This window comes from Sphingomonas caeni, from assembly GCF_026013415.1.
Classification (GTDB): Bacteria; Pseudomonadota; Alphaproteobacteria; order Sphingomonadales; family Sphingomonadaceae; genus Sphingomonas; species Sphingomonas caeni.
This window is the reverse complement of record NZ_JAPDOK010000003.1, coordinates 329,138-348,689: the sequence shown is the minus strand read 5'-3', so window position 1 is coordinate 348,689 and position 19,552 is coordinate 329,138. Positions and strand designations below refer to the sequence as shown.

Genomic DNA, 19,552 nt, shown 5'->3' with positions numbered 1-19,552 from the left:
CTCAAACTAGCGGGAGTGTCCTTAAGACGAGACTAAGCTTTTTCGCGGCTGCCCTCAACCGCCGCGGCCAGGGTCGCGAATGCATATGTCGCGATTCCGGCAAGACCGATCGTGGCGCAATGGGCGAGCACGAACGGCGTGAGCGCGAGCAGGTGCGCGGCGGGGCTCGACCACCAGCGCTTGTGCCGTACGGGCGACCGCTCGACCAGTATTTGTGCCGCAACCGCGACGATCGCGAGCACGAACGGAGTCCAGTCCCCGGTCCCGATCCGCGTCATCGCCCCCACGGCCAAAGTCGCCGCGCCGAACAGGATCGTGATGCCGATCTCCATCGCATCGGCGCGCTTCGGCTGACCGCCCAGCGCCGCCATCGCCGCGCCACCCGCGAGCAACGCCGCCGATACCAGAGCCGCCACCATCCCCGCGCCCGGCCAGCCCCAGCCGATCCCGCCGAGCGCGCCCAGCGCCAGCGCGATCCCGCCCGCCTCCAGCGCCCATCCCGGCACGTTGCGCGTGGTCAGCCATGGCAGCGTCATCCGCGCGATCCGGTTGAACACCCAGCGGTCGGCCCAGCTCGTCCGCCGTTCGGTCAGCGCGGCGAGCACCGCATTGCCGCGCGTCGCCAGCGCTCCCGCGCTGCGCTCGACGACATGCCCGCTCTTCGCCCAGCCCGGGGTCAGCATCACATGCTCGGCCCCGGCCTGCACCGCGACGCGCAGCAGCGCCGACTGAAAGTCGTAATCGGCGGGCATCGTCGCGATCTCGCCGAGCTGCTTGCCCGTCACCCTCGCGATCCCCGCCCAGCAATCCTTCATGTCGAGCCGCTCGATCGCCGCGGGGGACTGCGGATCGTCGGTCACGAGCAGCGCCTCCGCGCCCTCCGCCGCCATGCGATCGATGACGGGATCGGTCGTCACCAGCCCGTCGGCGAGCACCAGCACGCGCGCATCGGGCGGGATCTTCTCCGAGGCTTCCTCGGCCGATCGCACCACCTCGACATGCGCCCCGCGCTTCACCGCGCGATTGACCGCGTTGAGCAGCGCCGGGGTCATCCGCCCCACCGCGACCATCACTTGCCCCGCCCCGGCGCCGGTCAGCAGCCGCACCTGATATTCGAGCAGGGTCATGCCCCCGAACGGCAAGGTCGCCGCCAGCGTCCCCGGCCGGTCCACCGCCTCGTCAATCGCGAAAATCAATCCCGCCAACATGACGCGGAGTTAGGCGGATTGGCCCGGCGAGGCAATTGCCGCGCGGCATCCGAGTACGCCAGCGACAGCTCAGTGCATCGCTTGGCCCGTAAATATCAACTGAATGAAATTTAAATTGCTTGCGATGCTTGCGGATTCAAGTGCAGAATTAATGCCTTCGAGTCGTAGTGAAATTGCATATCTGAAGATATTTATTCTTCAATCGACTCTCGTCGTATTTTTACAATTGGGCCGCCTCAAGATCAATAGATCAGTATTTATGTATTGATTCAAATCAGAGGACAAACCTATGGCCAATCCCAATCTGACAATCATGCTGGCGGTCTACGCATCCAACAACAAGGGGGCCGACGTCACCAGCCAGGTGACCAGCCTCACAGCGTCCGGCAATGACGACGTGACCGCCAACAATGCCAGTTTCGGCGACCCCGATCCGGGCTCGACCAAATATTTCATCGTCTGGTACACCTCGCCGAGCGTGAACAACGGCAATCCCGTTGGTTTGGCGTGCGCGGAAGGTCAGACGATCGACCTGATCCCGACTTCGCCGCCCTCCTATTACTTCGCCACATCGGCCCAGCCTTCGCTCGGTCAGTCGGCGATCTCGACGATCTCGGTCACCCGCGCGGTCTATGGCACGCCGAACAATGGCTTCGACGTGACCGCGATCTGCCAGGCGATCGTCAACCAGGGCGGCATCGTCGCCGGCCAGAGCTCGGCGCCTGCCCAGATCGCGATCGCCAACGAAACCTTCGGCGGCGATCCCGACTACGGCAACACCAAATATTTCGCGATGGAGTATTCGGTGAACGGGACCGCGACCTTCGTCGGTGGCCAGGAAGGCCAGACGCTGTCCGTCGGCTTCTGACCGCTTCAGATCGGGCGGACGAGGGACGGCCGCCCGCCCGATCCCACAGCCCAGGCGAAGGAACGGCTCCGAAACGTTCCAAGACGCTGGCGATCATGCTATGGGGCCCGCCGGCAATCGTTTTGGCGAGGGGGATCTCGGTCATGGCAACGGCGGCGGAAAACACGACAGGCGATAACGGCGAAATTGGCTCGGCCGCCTTCATCGATCGCTGGATCTACGTCTTCATGGCGGGGCTGTTCATCGTCACCGTGCTCGCGGGGTTCATCCCGCACTCGATGGGCATGCTGGGCGATGTCGCCGCGGGCCGGCGCCCGCCGCTGCCCCCGATCCTTCACATCCACGCCGTGCTGATGGGAAGCTGGCTCACCCTGCTGTTCGTCCAGGCCGTCCTGATGGCGACTGGCCGGCGGGGTTTCCACATGCAGCTCGGCCTGCTCGGCATGGTACTGGCGCCGGCGATGGTGATCGCGGGCTTCATCCTGATCCCCACCATGGACGGCCAGATCGTCGAGGGCATCCGCCACGGTCCGCCCGAGGTCGCGACCCAGCTCAGGGCGATCCTGCCGCTCGTCATGAACATCATGCTGATCCAGATCCGCGCCGGTTTCGTCTTCGCGGTGCTCGTCGCGATCGCACTGACGCTGCGCAAATCCGATTCCGAGGTGCACAAGCGTCTGCTGTTCCTCGCTACCGCCGCGCCGCTCCCCGCCGCGACCGACCGGATGACCTGGCTCCCCAGCTCCTTGCCCGGTACCGCCTGGAGCGTCGAGTTCTGGCCGCTGGTGGTGCTCTCGCCGCTGATCCTGTGGGATCTGTACCGCCAGCGCGGCATCCACCGCGCCTATTGGATCTGGCTCGGCGTCGCGATCGTCCCCGCAACGCTGATGCACGCGCTATGGGGCAGCGACTGGTGGTTCAAGACCGCGCTCGGGCTGCTCGGGGCAAGCGACCTCGCTCAGTAGAGCAGATATTTCGCCCTGAGCGCGTCCCACGCCCCCTCGTCGGGGCAGGCAAGCGCGTCGAGATCCCCCGGCGCGGCCTCGCTGTCATCGACCCATTCGCGCAGGCCCGGCCCGCCATTGATCACGTCGATCGCGAGCTTCCCGAACTCATATTCATATGGAAAATCGCGCCACAGATCGTAGTCCGGATAGAGCGCCCGGATCGCCTTGAACCCCAAGGCCTGCACCCGCCATGGCCGGAACGCCGCATGGCCGTACGCGGCACCCTCGGCATGGATGAACACGCCGTTGCACAGCTGTCCGACATGCTTGTGGAAGGTCGGCTGGAACCAGATGTCGCGCAACGTGCACCCCGCCAGCCACCCGGGCGCCATCCGCCGCATCTCGGCGATCACCTTCTTCGCGTCGATATCCGGCGCGCCGAACAGCTCGAGCGGCCGCGTCGTCCCGCGCCCCTCGGACAGCATCGTCCCCTCGAGCATCACCGTGCCCCCATAGGCCCGCGCCATGTTCACATTGGCCGCATTGGGGCTCGGATTGATCCACACCCGGTCCTCCGGCCAGCCGAACCCCGGCGCGGCCTCGGGCGCCCAGCCCTCCATCGCGACCACGCGGTAATCCACGTCGAGCCGGAAATGCTCGATGAACCAGTGCCCCATCTCGCCCAGCGTCATCCCGTGCCGCATCACCATCGGCCCGGCGCCGACAAAGCTCTCCCACCCCGGCAGCAGCGTGGTCCCCTCCACCGGCCGTCCCGCGGGATTGGGCCGGTCAAGCACCCACACGCTCTTGCCATGCTGCGCCGCCGCCTCGAGCACGTAGAGCAGGGTCGTCACGAAGGTGTAGATGCGGCAACCCACGTCCTGCAGGTCGATCAGGATCGTGTCGAACGTGTGCATCGACTGGCCCGTCGGCCGCCGCACCTCCCCATAGAGGCTGAATACCGGCATCCCGTAAGTGGGATCGGTAAAGTCCGGCGACTCCATCATATTGTCCTGCAGGTCGCCCCGCACGCCATGCTGCGGCCCGAACACCGCGCTGACATTGAGCCCGCACGCGACCAGCGCATCGAGCGAATGCGTCAGGTCCACCGTCACCGATGCGGGATGCGCGAGCAAGGCGACGCGCTTGCCCTCCAGCGGGCGGCGCAATTCAGGGTCGGCGAGCAGCCGGTCGATACCGAAGTTCATGGGGTCAGCCTGCTGCCGCAAGTTCGAGGATACGTCCACCCGCATGGTGGAAATCGGGCTCGTCGCGGGGATGATGGAGTGCCCAATAGGATTTGGTGCCGTCGGCCTCCTCGATCACCGCGGTCAGGCCCAGTCGCCATGGCGAAGGCCTGGCAAGGTCTTCGAGGGCCGAATAATCGACCAGCGCGCCCATGCACCGCCAGCCATCGCCTCCGGCGGGATAGCCTGTCACCGGCGTCACCGCCGTATCGCGCATCGCGCCGCGATACCCGTCGAAGCTATAGGCGGCCCAGGCGCCGTTGAGATCGAAATTCAACTCATGATAGCGCTCCGGCATCGCGCCCGCGATAAACGCTTCGAAGCAGGTGCTCTTCCACAGCTCGTCGGTCCGCACCGGCTCTCTGAAAGGCAGGCCGATCAGGTCGACATTCCCCCAAATGGCGTAGCGAAGGGTCAGCCACGCACCTTTGCGCTCGAGTTCGACCCTCACCGCGAAATCGGCGCAGGGCGGCGTCGCGGGATGCGGTTTCAGTTCGAGATCGATCATCGCGTCGCCGGCAGCGTGAGGGTAAAGCTCTCCGGCCGGTGGAAATCCGGCTTGTCCGCCGCATGCGCCAGCGCCCAATAGGACTTCGCCCCGCCTTTCGCCTCGACCACCATCGACAATCCAATATGCCAGGCTGCCGCCGCCGCGGCCCCGTCGAAATGCAGGTCGGCCCCCACCGCAAACTGCCCCGCGACCGCCGCGGTCGTGATCATCGGCGGCCGCATCGCCGCATTCGCTCCGCCCTTGCGATACGACGCGAAGTCATAGGCGGCCCATTTCCCCGAGGGCGAGAGGTTGAGCTCGCGATAGGCCGCCCCCGCCCCGGCGCGGACGAACGCCTCGCAGCAGCTATGGTGCCACAGCCCATCCTCGCGCGCCGCCTGGCCCAGCGGCGGCATGACCAGCCCCTCGACCGCACCCTTCACCACATACCAGAGCCGCAACCGCCCCGCGCTCAGCCGGGTCGCCTCGACGGTGATCGCGATCTTCGGATGCGGCTTGCCGGGAAACGGCACCAGCGGCACCGCGCGGCCCCCGAACGGCAATTCGGTCACGCCCGCCCGGCCCCTACCGTCAGCAGCATCAGCGGATTGGGCACCGGCTCGGCTACCTTCACCAGCGTGTTGCTGTCGCGGTGCAGGAACGGCTCGCTCCGCCCCCGCACGACCAGCGTCGTATCGCTGACATAGCTGTACGATCCATCGGGATTGAAACTCAGCTCCAGCCGGTAAGCATCGGTGCGAAAGGCATATTCCAGGAATGCGGTCGAGGTGATCCCGTTCTCGGTCGATCCCCGCCCGGCGCTCACCACGATCCGGTCGTCGCCCTCGGCCCGCCCCTTGGCGAGCAAGGATTGTCCGCGCGGGATCGCCAGCGTCTGCAGGATCAGCCCCGTCGCGGGCTCCCACAGCCAATACCCCACCTGATCGTGGAAGGTGATCGCTTCCTCCTCGGTGTTGATGTGCAGATGGTAGCGCAGCCCATAGAAGAGCTGCGGCCCGTTCGCCTGCGGATCGATCGGCTCAAACACGGCGCGCTCGATAAATTCCCGCCGCTCGGGGCCGTCGGCCTTGGGGTTCAGATCGATCCCCCGCCGCCCCTCCCAGGTCCCGGCAAGCCGCCGCAACGGCCCCAGATTCGCCAGCGTGTCGGGATCGACATCGGCGGGCTCGGTGAAGATGTCCTCGGGGAAAGCGGGCATGGGGGGCCTTTCTGATTCGAGAGGATGTTGAAAGCGTTTGCCCCGATCGGACAAGATAATTCCTCCCCCGGAGGGGGAGGGGGACCGCGAAGCGGTGGAGGGGTAGTCTCCGCACGCGATCCGCTCGTCTGGGGCAACTACCCCTCCGTCAGCTACGCTGCCACCTCCCCCTCCGGGGGAGGATCTGATTGTGCTATACCACCTCCCATGCCCCCGCCCTTCCCGCCCGCCTGCCCCGAAATCCCGGCCACGGACCTCGCGCTGTCGCTCGCCTATTACCGCGACCGGCTCGGCTTCACGATCGACTGGTCGGACGAGCAACTCGGCCTCGCCGGCCTCTCGCGCGGCGAAACGCGGCTGTTCATGACCAATGCCCCTTATCGCACCAACCTCGCCAACCAGCCCCCGCTGGTCCTCTGGCTCAACCTCGCCAACCGCGCCGAGATCGACGCGCTCCACCGCGAATGGTCGCAAGCCGGCGCGATCGTCGCCGGCCCGCCCGAGGCCCAACCCCACAAGCTCTACGAATTCTTCGCCCAAGACCCCGACGGGAATGTCTGGCGCGTCTTCTACGATTTCGCCTGGGAGGAGCGGTAAACCCCTCTCCCATTGGGAGAGGGAAAACTCACCCCTTCTGCGGATAGATCGTTTCCCCCCGCTTCAGCATCTCGACAAACCCCGCGATCTTCTTCGCCCGCCCCGCCTCGGTCTTCATATTGTGCGTGCGGAATGCCAGCGCGAAACGGTTCTGCGCGCTCAGCTTCGCCAGCATCGCTTTCGCCGCCGGCTCGGCATCGATCGCCGCCTGCAGATCGTCGGGGATCGCCATCCCCTTGCCGCTGGCATAGGCGCGGTCCCAGCGCCCGTCCCCCTTGGCCTTCTCGACCTCGGCAAGACCATGTTCGGTCATCCGTCCCTCGGCGATCAGCCGCGCGACGTTATCGACATTGATCTGGCTCCAGATGCTCGTCTTGGTCCGCGGCGTGTAGCGCTGGAGATAGCTCTTCGCGTCGAAACTCTTGCGGATGCCGTCGATCCAGCCCCAGCACAGCACGACATCGATCGCCTCCTTCGGCGTGATCGATGGCAGCCCCGAACCCACTTTGTGGATCTTGATCCACACCTCGTCCGCGCTGTCATGACGCTTGCCCAGCCAGGCGTAGAAGGCCTCGGCATCCTTGAACTCACACACCTTCGCCGGATCGACCTTCACCGCAGCCATGTTTCCTCCATCGCTTCGAACTACCCCTACCGTCATGCTGAACTTGTTTCAGCATCCACCGTGCGACAGGCGACGGCATCGCCTGTGGAGACATGGACCCTGAAACAAGTTCAGGGTGACGGAGGAAGAGGGCGGCCTTCCTTGAAATGTAGGATTTCATCTGCTCCACCCTGCCAGATGAAGCGACAGACCGCATCTCGCACGGCGCCCCCGCGATCCAACAATCAGCGCCTTTTCCCTCGGACAAAGGTCACCAATGAACGCGTTGTGCGGGACCTTATCGGCACGCCCCAAAACGCGAATGCCGCTGATGACGTGCGCCCGATTCGTGCTAAGCGCGCCGCGCTATGACCGAATTCAGCTCCGATCTGCTCCGCCTGCTCTCGTCGCGCGGCTATATCCATCAGGTGACCGACGCCCAGGGCCTCGACGCGCTCGCCGCCAGGCAGGTCGTCCCCGCCTATATCGGCTTCGATGCCACCGCCCCCTCGCTCCATGTCGGGTCGATGGTCCAGATCATGATGCTGCGCCGGCTCCAGCAGGCGGGGCACAAACCGATCGTGCTGATGGGCGGCGGCACCACCAAGGTTGGCGATCCTTCGGGCAAGGATGAGAGCCGCAAGTTGCTCACTGCCGAGGATATCAACGCCAACATCGCCTCGATCCGCCGCGTCTTCGAACGCTTCCTGACCTTCGGAGAGGGGCCCACCGACGCCGTGATGGTCGACAATGCCGATTGGCTCGACGCGCTCGAATATGTCCCCTTCCTCCGCGATGTCGGCCGGCACTTCACGATCAACCGCATGCTCGCCTTCGATTCGGTCAAGCTTCGCCTCGACCGCGAACAGCCGCTGACCTTCCTCGAATTCAACTATATGATCCTCCAGGCGTACGACTTTCTCGAACTGTCGCGCACGCGCGCCTGCCGCCTCCAGATGGGCGGATCGGATCAGTGGGGGAATATCGTCAACGGCATCGAGCTCACGCGCCGCATCGACAGTGTCGAGGTGTTCGGCCTGACGACGCCGCTGATCACCACCGCCGACGGCGCCAAGATGGGCAAGACCGCCGCCGGCGCGGTGTGGCTCAACGAGGAACAGCTCTCGGCCTACGACTATTGGCAATTCTGGCGGAACACCGACGATCGCGATGTCGGCAAGTTCCTCCGCCTCTTCACCGACATCCCGCTGGACGAGATCGTCCGACTCGAATCGCTCGAAGGCGCCGAGATCAACGAGGCCAAGAAGCTGCTCGCGGGCGCTGCCACCGCACTCTGCCGCGGCCAGGCCGCCGCCGAGGAAGCCGCCGAAACCGCGCGCCGCACCTTCGAGGAAGGCGCCGCGGGCGAGGCGCTGCCGACCTTCGCCGCCGCAGCCCCGCTCGGCATCGTCGAGGCGCTGGTCGGCCTCGGCCTCTGCGCCTCGAAGGGCGAGGCCCGCCGGCTCATCCAGGGCGGCGGCGCGCGAGTCGATGGCGAAAAGATCGAGGATGAGGCCGCGATGGTAACCCCCGGCGCCCGAGTCTCGGCGGGCAAGAAGAAGCACGGACTGATCGTCGCGGGATAAATACAGTCCGTATCACTCCTTACCCGGAACTAGATCGTCGTTAAGCAGTTTTGTTGCATAGAGATTCACGCGGGACTGAATATCCTTGCGATGTGGCTTCGAGTTGAATGGAGCGCGTGTGAGTCTGGGTATGGGAAATCTGGCTTTTGCCGACGGCAGGCGCGAAGGGCGTGAAGACGTCCATTACCGCGCCAAGGCGTTCGGCGCCGATGCGCGCCAGCTCAATATCGTCATCGTCAACATCTCGCCGCACGGCATGATGGCGCGCTGCGAGCGCGAGTTCGAGATCGACGACCGTATCCAGGTCACCCTCCCGGTCGTCGGCGTGGTGGCGGCGGACGTGCGCTGGTCGCTGGGCGGCCGGATCGGCTGCCAGTTCGATCCCGCGATCAATCTCGCCGGCTATTACGAACTCATCGCCGCGATGATGAAGGCCAAATAGGCTAGCCAGCCCGCAACAGGCTCACCGCCGCATCCCGCTCGAACAGGTACAGCGCCACCCGCGCCGCCTGCCCCCGCTCGGTCTTGAGCCCCCGGTCCTGATCCTCCAGCAACCGCGCATCGGCGTTCGCCGCGACGATCAGCGATGCCAGGCTCTCGGGGGTCGCCAGCCGGAACGTCTGCTCCCCCGACTGCCGCGTCCCCAGCAGCTCCCCCGCGCCCCGCAGTTCCAGGTCGCGCTCGGCGATCAGGAAGCCGTCGGTCGTATCGCGCATCAGCCCCAGCCGCGCCCGTGAGGTCTCGCTGAGGCTCCCGCCGCGCAGCAGGATGCAATGCGACTGCCCCCCGCCCCGCCCGACTCGCCCGCGCAGCTGGTGGAGCTGCGCAAGCCCGAACCGGTCGGCATGCTCGATCACGATCAGCGTCGCGTTGGGCACGTCCACCCCCACCTCGATCACCGTCGTCGCCACCAGCACCCCCAGCTCGCCGCTGGCGAAGCGCGCCATCACCGCATCCTTTTCGGGGCCCTTCATCCGGCCATGGACCAGCCCGACCTTGTCCCCGAACCGCGCCGTCAGCACCGCCGCGCGGTCCTCCGCCGCAGCCAGATCGACCTTCTCGCTCTCCTCGACCAGCGGGCACACCCAATAGGCCTGCTTCCCCGCCGCCAGATGCCGCCCGAGCCCGTCGACGACATCGCCCAGCCGGTCCTCGGCGATCACGCTGGTCTGGATCGGCTCACGCCCCGGCGGCATCTCGTCGAGCCGGCTGACGTCCATCTCGCCGTGCGAGGCGAGCTGGAGCGTGCGCGGGATCGGCGTGGCGGTCATCACCAGCAGATGCGGCGGCACCGCGGCCTTGGCCTGCAGCATCATCCGCTCGGCCACCCCGAAGCGGTGCTGCTCGTCCACCACCACCAGCCCGAGATCGCGATAGCGCACCCCCTCCTGGAAGATCGCATGCGTGCCGATCAGGATATCGATCTCGCCCGAAGCCACGCCCATCAGCGTCGCCTCGCGAACCTTGCCCTTGTCCCGCCCGGTCAGGATCGCGATCCGCACGTCCATCCCCGCGAGCAGCCGCGACAGATTCTCGAAATGCTGCCGCGCCAATATCTCGGTCGGCGCCAGCAGCGCCCCCTGCGCCCCCGCCTCCGCGGCGATCAGCAGCGCCATCAGCGCGACCAGCGTCTTGCCCGATCCGACATCGCCCTGCAGTAGCCGCAGCATCGGTTGCGTCTGCGCCATGTCGCCTTCGATCTCGCGCATCGTCCGCGCTTGCGCGCCCGTCGGCGCATAGGGCAGCTTGAGCGCCGCCCGCAGCCGCCCGTCGCCCGCCAGCGGCCGCCCCCGCTTCGATCGCGCCTCGCCGCGCACGAGCAGCAAAGCGAGCTGGTTCGCGAACACCTCGTCATAGGCCAGCCGCTCGCGCGCCTTGGCGTCGGCGGGATCGGCATGGATCCGTGCCAGCGCCTCGCGCCAGCCCGGCCAGTCGTTCTTGGCCTTCAGGCTCGGCTCGATCCATTCGGGCAGCTCGGGCGCGCGCTCGATCGCCTGCGCGGCGAGCGCCGCGATCCGCTTCGAGGTGATCCCCTCCGAACACGGATAGACCGCCTCGCGCCCGCCGCCCTCGGCATCCTCGGACACCTCGGGGTGCACGATCTGCAGCTCCTGCCCGTACTGGTCGAGCCGCCCCGAAATCCAGCGCCGCTCGTTCAGCGGCAGCAATTTCTTCGCCCAGCCCGAATTGCCCCCGAAGAACACCAGGCTGACATAATTGCCGAACGCATCCACCGCCTGCACCCGCGCCGGCGCCCGCGCGCTGCCCCCGAAGCGATAGTTCATCACCGTCAGCGGGATCGTGATCGTCCGCCCGACGTCTGATTGCATCAGCTCCTCGCGCGGCAGCTTGTCGATGAACCCGGTGGGCAAATGGAAGGCCACGTCCACCACCCGTGCCATCCCCAGCCGCTCGAGCGGCTTGGCCAGCGCCGCGCCGATGCCCTTGAGCGCGGTGATCTCGGCAAAGAGCGGGTTGAGGAGTTCGGGGCGCATGGCTATCTGCGTCCTACACCCAAGCCGACGGCGCATTCCAGCGCTGCCGGCCAATTGCCGTTGGAAACATGGACCTCGAAACCCGCCTCAAACGCCTCCGCTTCCGCAGCCATCACCGCGGCACCCGCGAAGCCGATCTGCTGATCGGCGGCTTCTTCGACGCCCACCATACCGGCTGGAGCGAGGAAGAGGCGTTGCTGTTCGAGGCGATGCTCGAGGAGCAAGATGTCGACATCATGGCCTGGGCGATGGGAACGCTGCCCGTGCCCGCGCACTATCTCGGCACCCTGATCACCGATCTCAAGCAACTGAATTACGTGCCGATTTCAAAATAACCGTCATCCCGGCGAAAGCCGGGACCCAGAGCCAAACAGGCATTGCTCGCGACTCTGGGTCCCGGCTTTCGCCGGGATGACCAAACAGGAACAGAATGCCCGACTTCAAGACCATCCTCTCCGCCGCCAAGCCGCTTACCCTGGCAGGCGCGCCCACCGGCTTCCTCCCCTGGATGCTGGCCGATCTCGCGCGCGCCTCGGGCACAGCGGTGTTCATCGCCCCCGACGAAGCCGCGATGCGCGCGCTCGCGAGCACCGCGCCCTATTTCGCCCCCGAACTCGAGATCGTCACCTATCCGGCCTGGGACTGCCTGCCCTATGACCGCGCCAGCCCTACACTACGCGTCATGTCCGAGCGCCTCGCCGCGCTCCACGCGCTCCAGACGCCGGCCAAGGCCCCGCGCCTCTTCGTCACCACCGCCAACGCCGCCACCCAGCGCACCCTCACCCGCTTCCGCATCCGCCAGCTCGTCGCCCGCCTCGCCCCCGGCGAGCGCATGCCGCTCGAAAAGCTGATCGGACTGCTCACCGCCAACGGCTATGTCCGCCTCGACACCGTCAACGACGCGGGCGAGTTCGCCGTCCGCGGCGGCCTGGTCGATCTCTTTCCCTCGGGCGCCGAACAGCCGCTCCGCCTCGATTTCTTCGGCGACGAGATCGAATCCGTCCGCACCTTCGACCCCGCCGACCAGCGCACCACCGGCCGCATCGACGGCTTCACCCTCCTCCCCGCCAGCGAAACCCTGCTCGACGAGGAGTCGATCAAGCGCTTCCGGACCCGCTACCGCGAGAAGTTCGGCGCCACCGCCACCGGCGATCCGCTCTACCAGGCGATCAGCGATGGACGCCGCCTCGCCGGCATGGAGCATTGGCTCCCGCTGTTCGAGGAGAAGCTCGAGACGCTGTTCGATCACCTCCCCGACAGCGCCGTCCTGGTCCGCGACACCGCCACCACCGGTGCCGCGGAGCAACGCTTCGAAGCGATCGCGGATTACCAGGCCAACCGCGTCCGCGCCCAGTCGAGCGATCCCGGCAGCTACCGCCCGCTCGATGCCGACGCGCTCTATCTCGCCCCCGCCGCCTGGGAGGCCGCACTGGCGGAGGCGCCGGTCCACACCGCTACCCCCTTCCACGAGCCCGAGAGCAGAACCGTCCTCGACTTTGGCGTCGACGGCCCCCGCGACTTCGCCCCCGAGCGCGCATCGGGCGCGAACATCTACGAAGCCGTCGTCGCGCACATCGCGAAGATCCGGAAGGCCGGCCAGAAGCCCATCCTCGCCAGCTACTCCAACGGTGCCCGCGAACGCCTGACCGGCCTGCTCGCCGATCACGGCCTCCACGGCGCGGCCCCCGCAGCGACCTGGCAAGAGGCGCTGGGCATCGCCGACAGGGGCGTCGCCCTGGTCGTCCTCCCGCTCGACCACGGCTTCGCCGCTCCCGATGTCGCCGTGCTCACCGAGCAGGACATGCTCGGCGACCGCCTCGTCCGCCGCGCCAAGCGCAAGAAATCGACCGACGCCTTCCTCAACGAGCTCGCCACCCTCTCCCCCGGCGATCTCGTCGTCCATGTCGATCACGGCATCGGCCGGTACGAGGGGCTGACCCAGATCCCGGTCCAGAAGGCCCCGCACGACTGCGTCGCGCTCACCTATGCCGGCGGCGACAAGCTCTACGTCCCCGTCGAAAATCTCGAGGTCCTGAGCCGCTACGGCGCGGGCGAGGAAGGCGCCGCGCTCGACAAGCTCGGCGGCGAGGCATGGCAGCGCCGCAAGAGCCGCATGAAGGAGCGGATCCGCGAGATTGCGGGCGAGCTCATCGCCACCGCGGCCCGCCGCGCCGTCCGCCCTGGCATCGTGCTCGAGCCCGATCATGGCGGCTATCCGGCGTTCGTCGATCGCTTCCCCTATGAGGAAACCGACGACCAGGATCGCGCGATCGGCGATGTGCTGAACGATCTCGGCGCGGGCAAGCCGATGGACCGGCTGATCGTCGGCGATGTCGGCTTCGGCAAGACCGAGGTCGCGCTCCGCGCCGCCTTCGTCGCGGCGATGGCCGGCCAGCAGGTCGCGGTGGTCTGCCCCACCACCCTCCTTGCCCGCCAGCATTTCCAGAATTTCTCGGAGCGCTTCCAGGGCTTCCCGATCAATATCGGCCGCCTCTCGCGCCTCGTCCCCGCCGCCGAGGCCAAGGCCACCAAGGAGGGCGTCGCCGAGGGCAAGATCGACATCGTCATCGGCACCCACGCGATCCTGGCGAAGGGCATCGAGTTCAAGCGGCTCGGCCTCGTCGTGGTCGACGAGGAGCAGCGCTTCGGCGTCACCCACAAGGAGCGGCTCAAGGCATTGAAGGCCGACGTCCACGTCCTCACCCTCACCGCCACGCCGATCCCGCGCACGCTCCAGATGGCGATGTCGGGCCTGCGCGAACTCAGCGTGATCCAGACGCCCCCGGTCGATCGCCTGGCGGTGCGCACCTATGTCATGCCCTGGGATCCGGTGGTCCTGCGCGAGGCGCTGCTCCGCGAGCATTATCGCGGCGGCCAGGCCTATTTCGTCACCCCGCGCATCGCCGATCTCCCCGAGATCGAGGAGTTCCTGCGCGATCACATCCCCGAGATCACCTATGTCGTCGCGCACGGCCAGATGGCGCCGACCGAGGTCGAGGAGCGAATGTCCGCCTTTTACGACCGCAAATACGACCTGCTCGTCTCGACCACGATCATCGAGTCCGGGCTCGACATCCCCAGCGCCAACACCCTGATCGTCAACCGCGCCGACAAGTTCGGCCTGGCCCAGCTCTATCAGATCCGCGGCCGCGTCGGCCGGGCCAAGACCCGCGCCTATGCCTATCTGACCACGCCGCCGCAGCGCCAGATGACCGAGGCCGCGGAGAAGCGCCTCAAGGTCCTTTCTGATCTCGAATCGCTGGGCGCGGGCTTCCAGCTCGCAAGTCACGATCTCGATATCCGCGGCGCGGGCAACCTGCTCGGCGACGAGCAATCGGGGCACATCAAGGAGGTCGGCTACGAACTCTACCAGTCGATGCTCGAGGAGGCGATCCTCGACGCCCGAGCGGGCGGCATCCGCGACGAGCTCCGCCCCAAGGACCTCTCGCCCCAGATCAATATCGACGCCCCGATCATGATCCCCGAGGATTATGTCCCCGATCTCGATCTGCGCATGGGCCTCTATCGCCGCCTCAACGAGGTGGAGGATTCGAACGGCATCGAAAGCTTCGCCGCCGAGATGATCGACCGGTTCGGCAAGCTCCCCGAAGCGACCGACAACCTGCTCCGCCTGATCGAGACCAAGCTCAACGCCAAGCAGGCCAATATCGCCAAGCTCGATGTCGGGCCCAAGGGCGCGCTGATCAGCTTCCACGCCGATCAATTCCCGAACATCGACGGCCTGCTCGCCTATGTCGACCGCCTCGACGGCACCGCGCGCCTGCGCCCCGACATGAAGCTGGTGGTTGCGCGCGAATGGGGGAACCCCAAGGCGCGACTCAACGCGGCGCTGCAGATCTCGCGGGGGCTCGCCAAGGCCGCGGGCTGAGCGCTTGACCGAGGCCGCGGCCACATGGGATGCGGTGGCGATGCAGCGAGGCTGGTTCGTCAGGGAAAATGCCAGCCACGTGGATACAGGCGCAGGCGACAACCCGCTCGTGCGGGGCTGGCGAAAGGCCTATCTGCTGTTCCTGCCCGCCCTGCTCGCCGTCCAGACCCTTGCGCGCATCCTGCTGCACCGGCCCAGCTTCCGCGAGACCTGGGTGAGCAGCGCGCTCCATTTCGCGATCATCCTTGCCTATCTGGTGTTCGTCGCGCTGCTGGTGTCGCGCCTCCCGCGGCGGTGGCGCGGGTGGCACATCGCGGCGCCCGTGGCGGTGCTGCTCCTCGGCACGGCCCATGCCGTGATGACGGCGTTCGACATCACCCAGTTCGTCACCCAATATTATGCGGGGCTCACCGCGCCGGTCTGGCTGATCGTCACCGATCCCGAACTCGCATTGTCGCTGCTCGAGAGTGTCGATATCGGCGCGGCCAGCCTCGTCGTTGCGCTGATCGTGATCCTGGCGCTCCACCTGCTGCTCTACGCCCCGGTAGCCCGGCAACTGGTCGAGCTTGCTCGCGAGGCGATGTCGCTGCGCATCCGCCTGTCAGCCGAAGCGGCCGTTCCTGGGGCCTGGATGGCGGCGGGTTATCTCGTGCTGTTCCTCGCCTTGGTCGTCATGGTGCCGCGTAAATACTGGAACAGCGAGATCTTCCACCAGGGCGCCCCGGGCGAGTTCCGCATGGCCCCGCTGAGCCTGATCCTGAGCGCCGCCGAACCCCCGGGCCCTGCGCCCGCACCGCGGACATTGGCCAAGCCACGCCCGCTCATCCTGATCGTCGTCGACGCGCTCCGGCCCGACCGGATGGGGGTCTATGATCTTTCGCTCAAGACGACACCCTTCCTGGCTAGGCTCCAGCAGGACGGCGCGCTCAAGGTCCTCGGTCCGGCCTATGCGACCTGCACTTTCTCGGCGTGCGGCATCATGAGCATCCTTGCCTCGCAAAGCTGGGACACGTTCGGCAAGCGCCCGCCGACCCTCCTCGACGCGCTGGCCCGCTATTCGTACCGCAACTATGTGATCCTCGGCGGCCGGCATTCCAATTTCGGCCGGCTGACCCAACTCTATGGGCGCGGGATCGTCCGGTTCAGCGAGCAGCCCGCGGGCGCCACCCCCAATGACGATCAGCTGGTCGAAGCGCTCAAGGCGACCGACTTTCCCGATCCGACGCACAGCTTCCTCTACCTCCACGTCATTTCCGCGCACGCCGCGTCGTTCGTGCGCCCGCGGTTCCGTGTGTCGAGCGCCACCCTGCCCTCCAGCGCCACTGCCTTCGTCCGCCAGTATGACGGGCGCGTCGCGCAGGTGGACCAGGTGCTGAGCGAGATATTCGCGGTGCTTCGCGACAAGGGGCTGCTCGCCGACGCGCTGATCGTCATTACCGCGGATCATGGCGAGCGGCTCGGCGAGAAGGGCCTCTATTTCCATGGCGGCCGGCCGGATGTCGCCGCGACCTCGATCCCGCTGCTGGTCTACGATCCCCGCGGCGGCGTCTATCCCGGAGCGCCCCTCTACAGCCAGATCGATATCGCGCCGACCTTCCTGCGCGCGGTGAACGGCGAATTCGGCGCAGGCTGGCACGGCCAGCCGCTGCAGGCGCCCGCGGCCATCGCCGCCATCCCACTGGGGACCGCGGAAACCACCGGGACGATCGCGTTCCTCCAGGGTGGACGGTTCAAATATCTCTGCGAGCGCGAGAGCGGCGACGAACAGGTCCTGCGCCTCGATGGCCGCTCGCTCGAAGGAAGCCCGGTGCCGCCGGGCCCCGAGCGCCGCGCGCTGCTGCCCCCGCTGCGCGCCCTGCGGCGGACTGTGTCGGGTCCGGCCGAGGGTCCGTGCCGGCGCTAGCTGCTGTGATCGGCGATGATCTTCCAGCCGCCGGCTTCCTTGCGGAACAGCAGGCTGGTCATCCCCGATTGCACCTGCGCCCCGCTCACCAGCGTCCAGCGCGCGATCAGCAGCGCATGGTCGGGGCCGATCAGCCGGAAATTCTCCTTGGTGAAATTGAGCGTCGATCGGGTCGCGGAGCTGCTCTCAGATCCGAATTGCTTCGTATAGCGCTTCAGGTACCGCGCCCGAATCCCCGCCTTGCCGTATGCGACCCCGTCGCTGCCCGCGAAGCTCGTGCCGGGATCGTCCGAATAGATGGCGAGGAAGCGGTCGATATTTCCCTCGTTCCAGCCCTTCGCCGAATCCTCCATCCCGCGCATGATCGCGGTCACCGCCTCGAGCTGGGCGCGGATGCCGTTGACGGCGATGCCGTCATCGGGCTGGATGGTCTGCGCGGCCCCGGGCGCCGCCACTGCCATTGCCGCCATCGCGATCAGCAGCCGCATCCTCACCCTCCCATCAGCCGCGCCAGCGCCTCGCCGTCGATCGGGCCGGAGCGCAGGAAGCCCTGATAATAGTTGCACCCCTCCTTCGCGAGCAGATCGAGCTGCGCCTTGGTCTCCACCCCCTCCGCGACCACCGACAGCCCCAGCGAGCGCGCCATGTCGATCACCCCGCGCACCACCACCCGGTCGCGCGCCGAACCGGTGATGTCCTGGCTCAGCTTCTTGTCGATCTTGAGATAGTCGAGCGGCAGCGCCTTCAAATAGGCGAGGCTCGAATAGCCCGTCCCGAAATCGTCGATCGCCACCCGGCATCCCGCGGTGCGCAGCTCGGCGAAGAGCCGCGCGGCCTCGCCCAGATCCTGCATGATTCCGCTCTCGGTCAGCTCGATCGTCAGGCGTCCGCGCGGAAAGCCGCTCGCATCGATCCGCCCGAGCAGGCTGTCGGCAAAGCCCGGCCGCCCGACATCGCCCGCGGTCACATTGATCGACAGCCGCAGCTTCGAAAGGCCCGCGGGCCATGCCGCCGCCGCGCGCAACGCCAGCGCCTGGACATGATCGCTGAGTGTCCCGGCAAGCCCGGCATGCTCGGCCGCCGCGAACAGCGTCTCCGCGCCGATCTCGCCCAGTTCGGGATGCTGCCAGCGCGCCAGCGCCTCGACGCCGACGATCAGGTCGTTCGCGATCGAGACCTGGGGCTGGAACAGCACACCGATCTCGCCGCGGTCGAGCGCATGCCGCAAATCCGCCGCCAGCGCGTCCATCGACGGCGCCGATGCCTCACGCGGCACATGATGCTCGAACAGCGCCTCGCTCGCGCGCCGCAGCAGCCCCGCCGCGCTGTCGCCCGCGGCGCTCACTGCACTCACCACGCGCGCGCCGAGCGGGACGAACTCGCCCTCGATCACGAACGGGCGCCCGATCGCCTCCTCGAACCGCGCCGAGGCCAGTGCGATCTTCTCGGCATCCGCATCGTCGGTCGCGACCAGGAACTCCGATCCCCCCATCCGCGCGACCACCGCGCGCCGTCCCAGCGCCTCGCGCGCCACCTCGGACAATCGCCGCGACACCGCGCGCAGCAGCGCATCGCCCGCCGGACGCCCATAGGCGGTGTTGACCGTCTCGAACCGCGTCAGCCCGATCAGGATCGCCGACACCGTCGCCCCGTCGCCCAGCCGCCGCTCGATCCAGCGCCGCGCACTGGCACCGTCGCGCGCACCGGTCAGCACGTCGCGCACCGCCGCCCCCGCATCGGGCGCGCTGCCCAGCCGCTCGACCAGCGCGTGCAGCCGCCCGGTCCGCGGATCGCGCTGGAGATGCTGGACGATACGCCCCGCCCCCGGCAGATCGTGCGCAAAGGCGGTCGAGGGCTTCTCCTCGCTCAGCCGCCGGATCGCCGCGCGGCCCAGCTTGCGGTCGGCCGGATCGACCAGCGCCAGCACCGACCGCACCGAAGCACCCTCGGGCAGCCCGAGCAGCGCGGCGAAAGCGGGCGTCAGCTGGAGCGACTTGAGATCGGCATCGTAGCGCCACCCCATCAGGTCGCCCGCCTCGCTCGCCCCGCCGAACCCGCCCGCCATCCGCTCGACATGCCGCTGGGCGAAACGCATCGCATGGGCGATCGCGGGCGAGGACATCGGGCTGCTCAGGAAATGGGTCGCGCCGGCATCGTAGAAGGCGCGCATATGGAGCGTGTCGCTCTGGCTGACGAGCACCAGCATCGCTCCGCCATTGGCCTCGATCACCCCGCCCAGCGCGCGCGCCGCCTCGATCCCGTCGCTCAGCGCCCCGCGCGCGTCGATCACCGCGACGCTCGCCCCGCTCGCGAGGAAGCGCCGCTCGACCCCCTCGGCGCGGCGTGCGGCAACCACGCGCCAGCCCGCGCCCGCGGCGGCAGTCGCCATCTCATCGCGCTGGCGGAAAGACAGCACGAACATGGGTGCTTCGGTGGGCCCAGCCGTACCGGCCTCGGCGATTTCTTCGTCCATTGCCCCCTCGATAGCGCCAACTGCGC

The 19,552-nt window shown here is 67.4% G+C and carries 17 protein-coding genes; 8 read left to right on the top strand and 9 right to left on the bottom strand.

The genetic code is table 11. From position 1 onward, the window contains the following. Positions 1 to 32 precede the first annotated feature (32 nt). Positions 33 to 1,208, bottom strand: coding sequence for a hypothetical protein (locus OF829_RS10290; RefSeq protein ID WP_264939920.1), 1,176 nt, complete (start codon positions 1,206 to 1,208; stop codon positions 33 to 35). 289 nt (positions 1,209 to 1,497) lie between these two features. Here OF829_RS10290 and OF829_RS10285 point away from each other — a divergent pair, with 289 nt between their 5' ends. After that, on the top strand, positions 1,498 to 2,076 hold the full coding sequence (locus OF829_RS10285; RefSeq protein WP_264939919.1) for an SUEL-type lectin domain-containing protein: 579 nt from the start codon (positions 1,498 to 1,500) through the stop codon (positions 2,074 to 2,076). A gap of 143 nt (positions 2,077 to 2,219) precedes the next feature. Further along, entirely contained in the window at positions 2,220 to 3,041 is an 822-nt protein-coding gene (locus OF829_RS10280; RefSeq protein WP_264939918.1) for a hypothetical protein, read from the top strand. Here OF829_RS10280 and OF829_RS10275 read toward each other — a convergent pair. From OF829_RS10275 to OF829_RS10260, 4 genes are read right to left on the bottom strand one after another with little or no spacing between them, the layout of a single operon-like run. Beyond that, positions 3,035 to 4,231, bottom strand: coding sequence for an exo-beta-N-acetylmuramidase NamZ family protein (locus tag OF829_RS10275; RefSeq protein ID WP_264939917.1), 1,197 nt, complete (start codon positions 4,229 to 4,231; stop codon positions 3,035 to 3,037). The two genes, OF829_RS10280 and OF829_RS10275, sit on opposite strands and share 7 nt — an antisense overlap. A 4-nt stretch (positions 4,232 to 4,235) precedes the next feature. Then, a complete protein-coding gene (locus tag OF829_RS10270) occupies positions 4,236 to 4,778 on the bottom strand; it encodes a DOMON-like domain-containing protein (protein ID WP_264939916.1) in 543 nt (180 codons plus the stop codon). Further along, positions 4,775 to 5,332, bottom strand: coding sequence for a DOMON-like domain-containing protein (locus OF829_RS10265; RefSeq protein WP_264939915.1), 558 nt, complete (start codon positions 5,330 to 5,332; stop codon positions 4,775 to 4,777). Before OF829_RS10265 ends, OF829_RS10270 begins: the two co-directional genes overlap by 4 nt. Continuing rightward, complete coding sequence (locus OF829_RS10260) at positions 5,329 to 5,979, bottom strand: FABP family protein (RefSeq protein ID WP_264939914.1); 651 nt, start codon at positions 5,977 to 5,979, stop codon at positions 5,329 to 5,331. The genes OF829_RS10265 and OF829_RS10260 overlap by 4 nt, the downstream gene beginning before the upstream one ends. 207 nt (positions 5,980 to 6,186) lie before the next feature. Here OF829_RS10260 and OF829_RS10255 point away from each other — a divergent pair, with 207 nt between their 5' ends. Further along, on the top strand, positions 6,187 to 6,576 hold the full coding sequence (locus OF829_RS10255; RefSeq protein WP_264939913.1) for a VOC family protein: 390 nt from the start codon (positions 6,187 to 6,189) through the stop codon (positions 6,574 to 6,576). A gap of 28 nt (positions 6,577 to 6,604) precedes the next feature. On the opposite strand, the gene OF829_RS10250 is transcribed toward OF829_RS10255, so the two are convergent. Further along, a complete protein-coding gene (locus tag OF829_RS10250; protein WP_264939912.1) occupies positions 6,605 to 7,201 on the bottom strand; it encodes a YdeI/OmpD-associated family protein in 597 nt (198 codons plus the stop codon). A gap of 347 nt (positions 7,202 to 7,548) precedes the next feature. On the opposite strand from OF829_RS10250, the gene tyrS reads away from it, so the two are divergent. After that, positions 7,549 to 8,766, top strand: coding sequence for a tyrosine--tRNA ligase (tyrS, locus tag OF829_RS10245; protein ID WP_264939911.1), 1,218 nt, complete (start codon positions 7,549 to 7,551; stop codon positions 8,764 to 8,766). Positions 8,767 to 8,884: 118 nt separating this feature from the next. Then, positions 8,885 to 9,208, top strand: coding sequence for a PilZ domain-containing protein (locus OF829_RS10240; RefSeq protein ID WP_264939910.1), 324 nt, complete (start codon positions 8,885 to 8,887; stop codon positions 9,206 to 9,208). Position 9,209: 1 nt separating this feature from the next. Here the strand turns inward: OF829_RS10240 and recG are convergent, their stop codons facing one another. Next, positions 9,210 to 11,261 carry an ATP-dependent DNA helicase RecG gene (recG, locus tag OF829_RS10235; RefSeq protein WP_264939909.1) on the bottom strand — a complete coding sequence of 684 codons (2,052 nt, stop codon included), beginning with the start codon at positions 11,259 to 11,261 and terminating at the stop codon, positions 9,210 to 9,212. Positions 11,262 to 11,329: 68 nt separating this feature from the next. Here recG and OF829_RS10230 point away from each other — a divergent pair, with 68 nt between their 5' ends. From OF829_RS10230 to OF829_RS10220, 3 genes are all read left to right on the top strand, one after another. Further along, positions 11,330 to 11,596 (top strand): FAD assembly factor SdhE, encoded by a 267-nt coding sequence (locus OF829_RS10230; RefSeq protein WP_264939908.1) that lies wholly within the window; start codon positions 11,330 to 11,332, stop codon positions 11,594 to 11,596. 95 nt (positions 11,597 to 11,691) lie between these two features. Then, positions 11,692 to 15,150 (top strand): transcription-repair coupling factor, encoded by a 3,459-nt coding sequence (gene mfd, locus OF829_RS10225; RefSeq protein ID WP_264939907.1) that lies wholly within the window; start codon positions 11,692 to 11,694, stop codon positions 15,148 to 15,150. Positions 15,151 to 15,154: 4 nt separating this feature from the next. Beyond that, positions 15,155 to 17,053 carry a sulfatase-like hydrolase/transferase gene (locus OF829_RS10220; protein WP_264939906.1) on the top strand — a complete coding sequence of 633 codons (1,899 nt, stop codon included), beginning with the start codon at positions 15,155 to 15,157 and terminating at the stop codon, positions 17,051 to 17,053. On the opposite strand, the gene OF829_RS10215 is transcribed toward OF829_RS10220, so the two are convergent. Together OF829_RS10215 and OF829_RS10210 are read right to left on the bottom strand one after the other, a co-directional pair. After that, positions 17,050 to 17,541, bottom strand: a complete 492-nt coding sequence (locus OF829_RS10215; protein ID WP_264939905.1) for a YybH family protein — start codon at positions 17,539 to 17,541, stop codon at positions 17,050 to 17,052. The two genes, OF829_RS10220 and OF829_RS10215, sit on opposite strands and share 4 nt — an antisense overlap. Positions 17,542 to 17,543: 2 nt before the next feature. Beyond that, positions 17,544 to 19,526, bottom strand: a complete 1,983-nt coding sequence (locus OF829_RS10210) for a putative bifunctional diguanylate cyclase/phosphodiesterase (protein ID WP_264939904.1) — start codon at positions 19,524 to 19,526, stop codon at positions 17,544 to 17,546. Between the last annotated feature and the right edge of the window lie 26 nt (positions 19,527 to 19,552).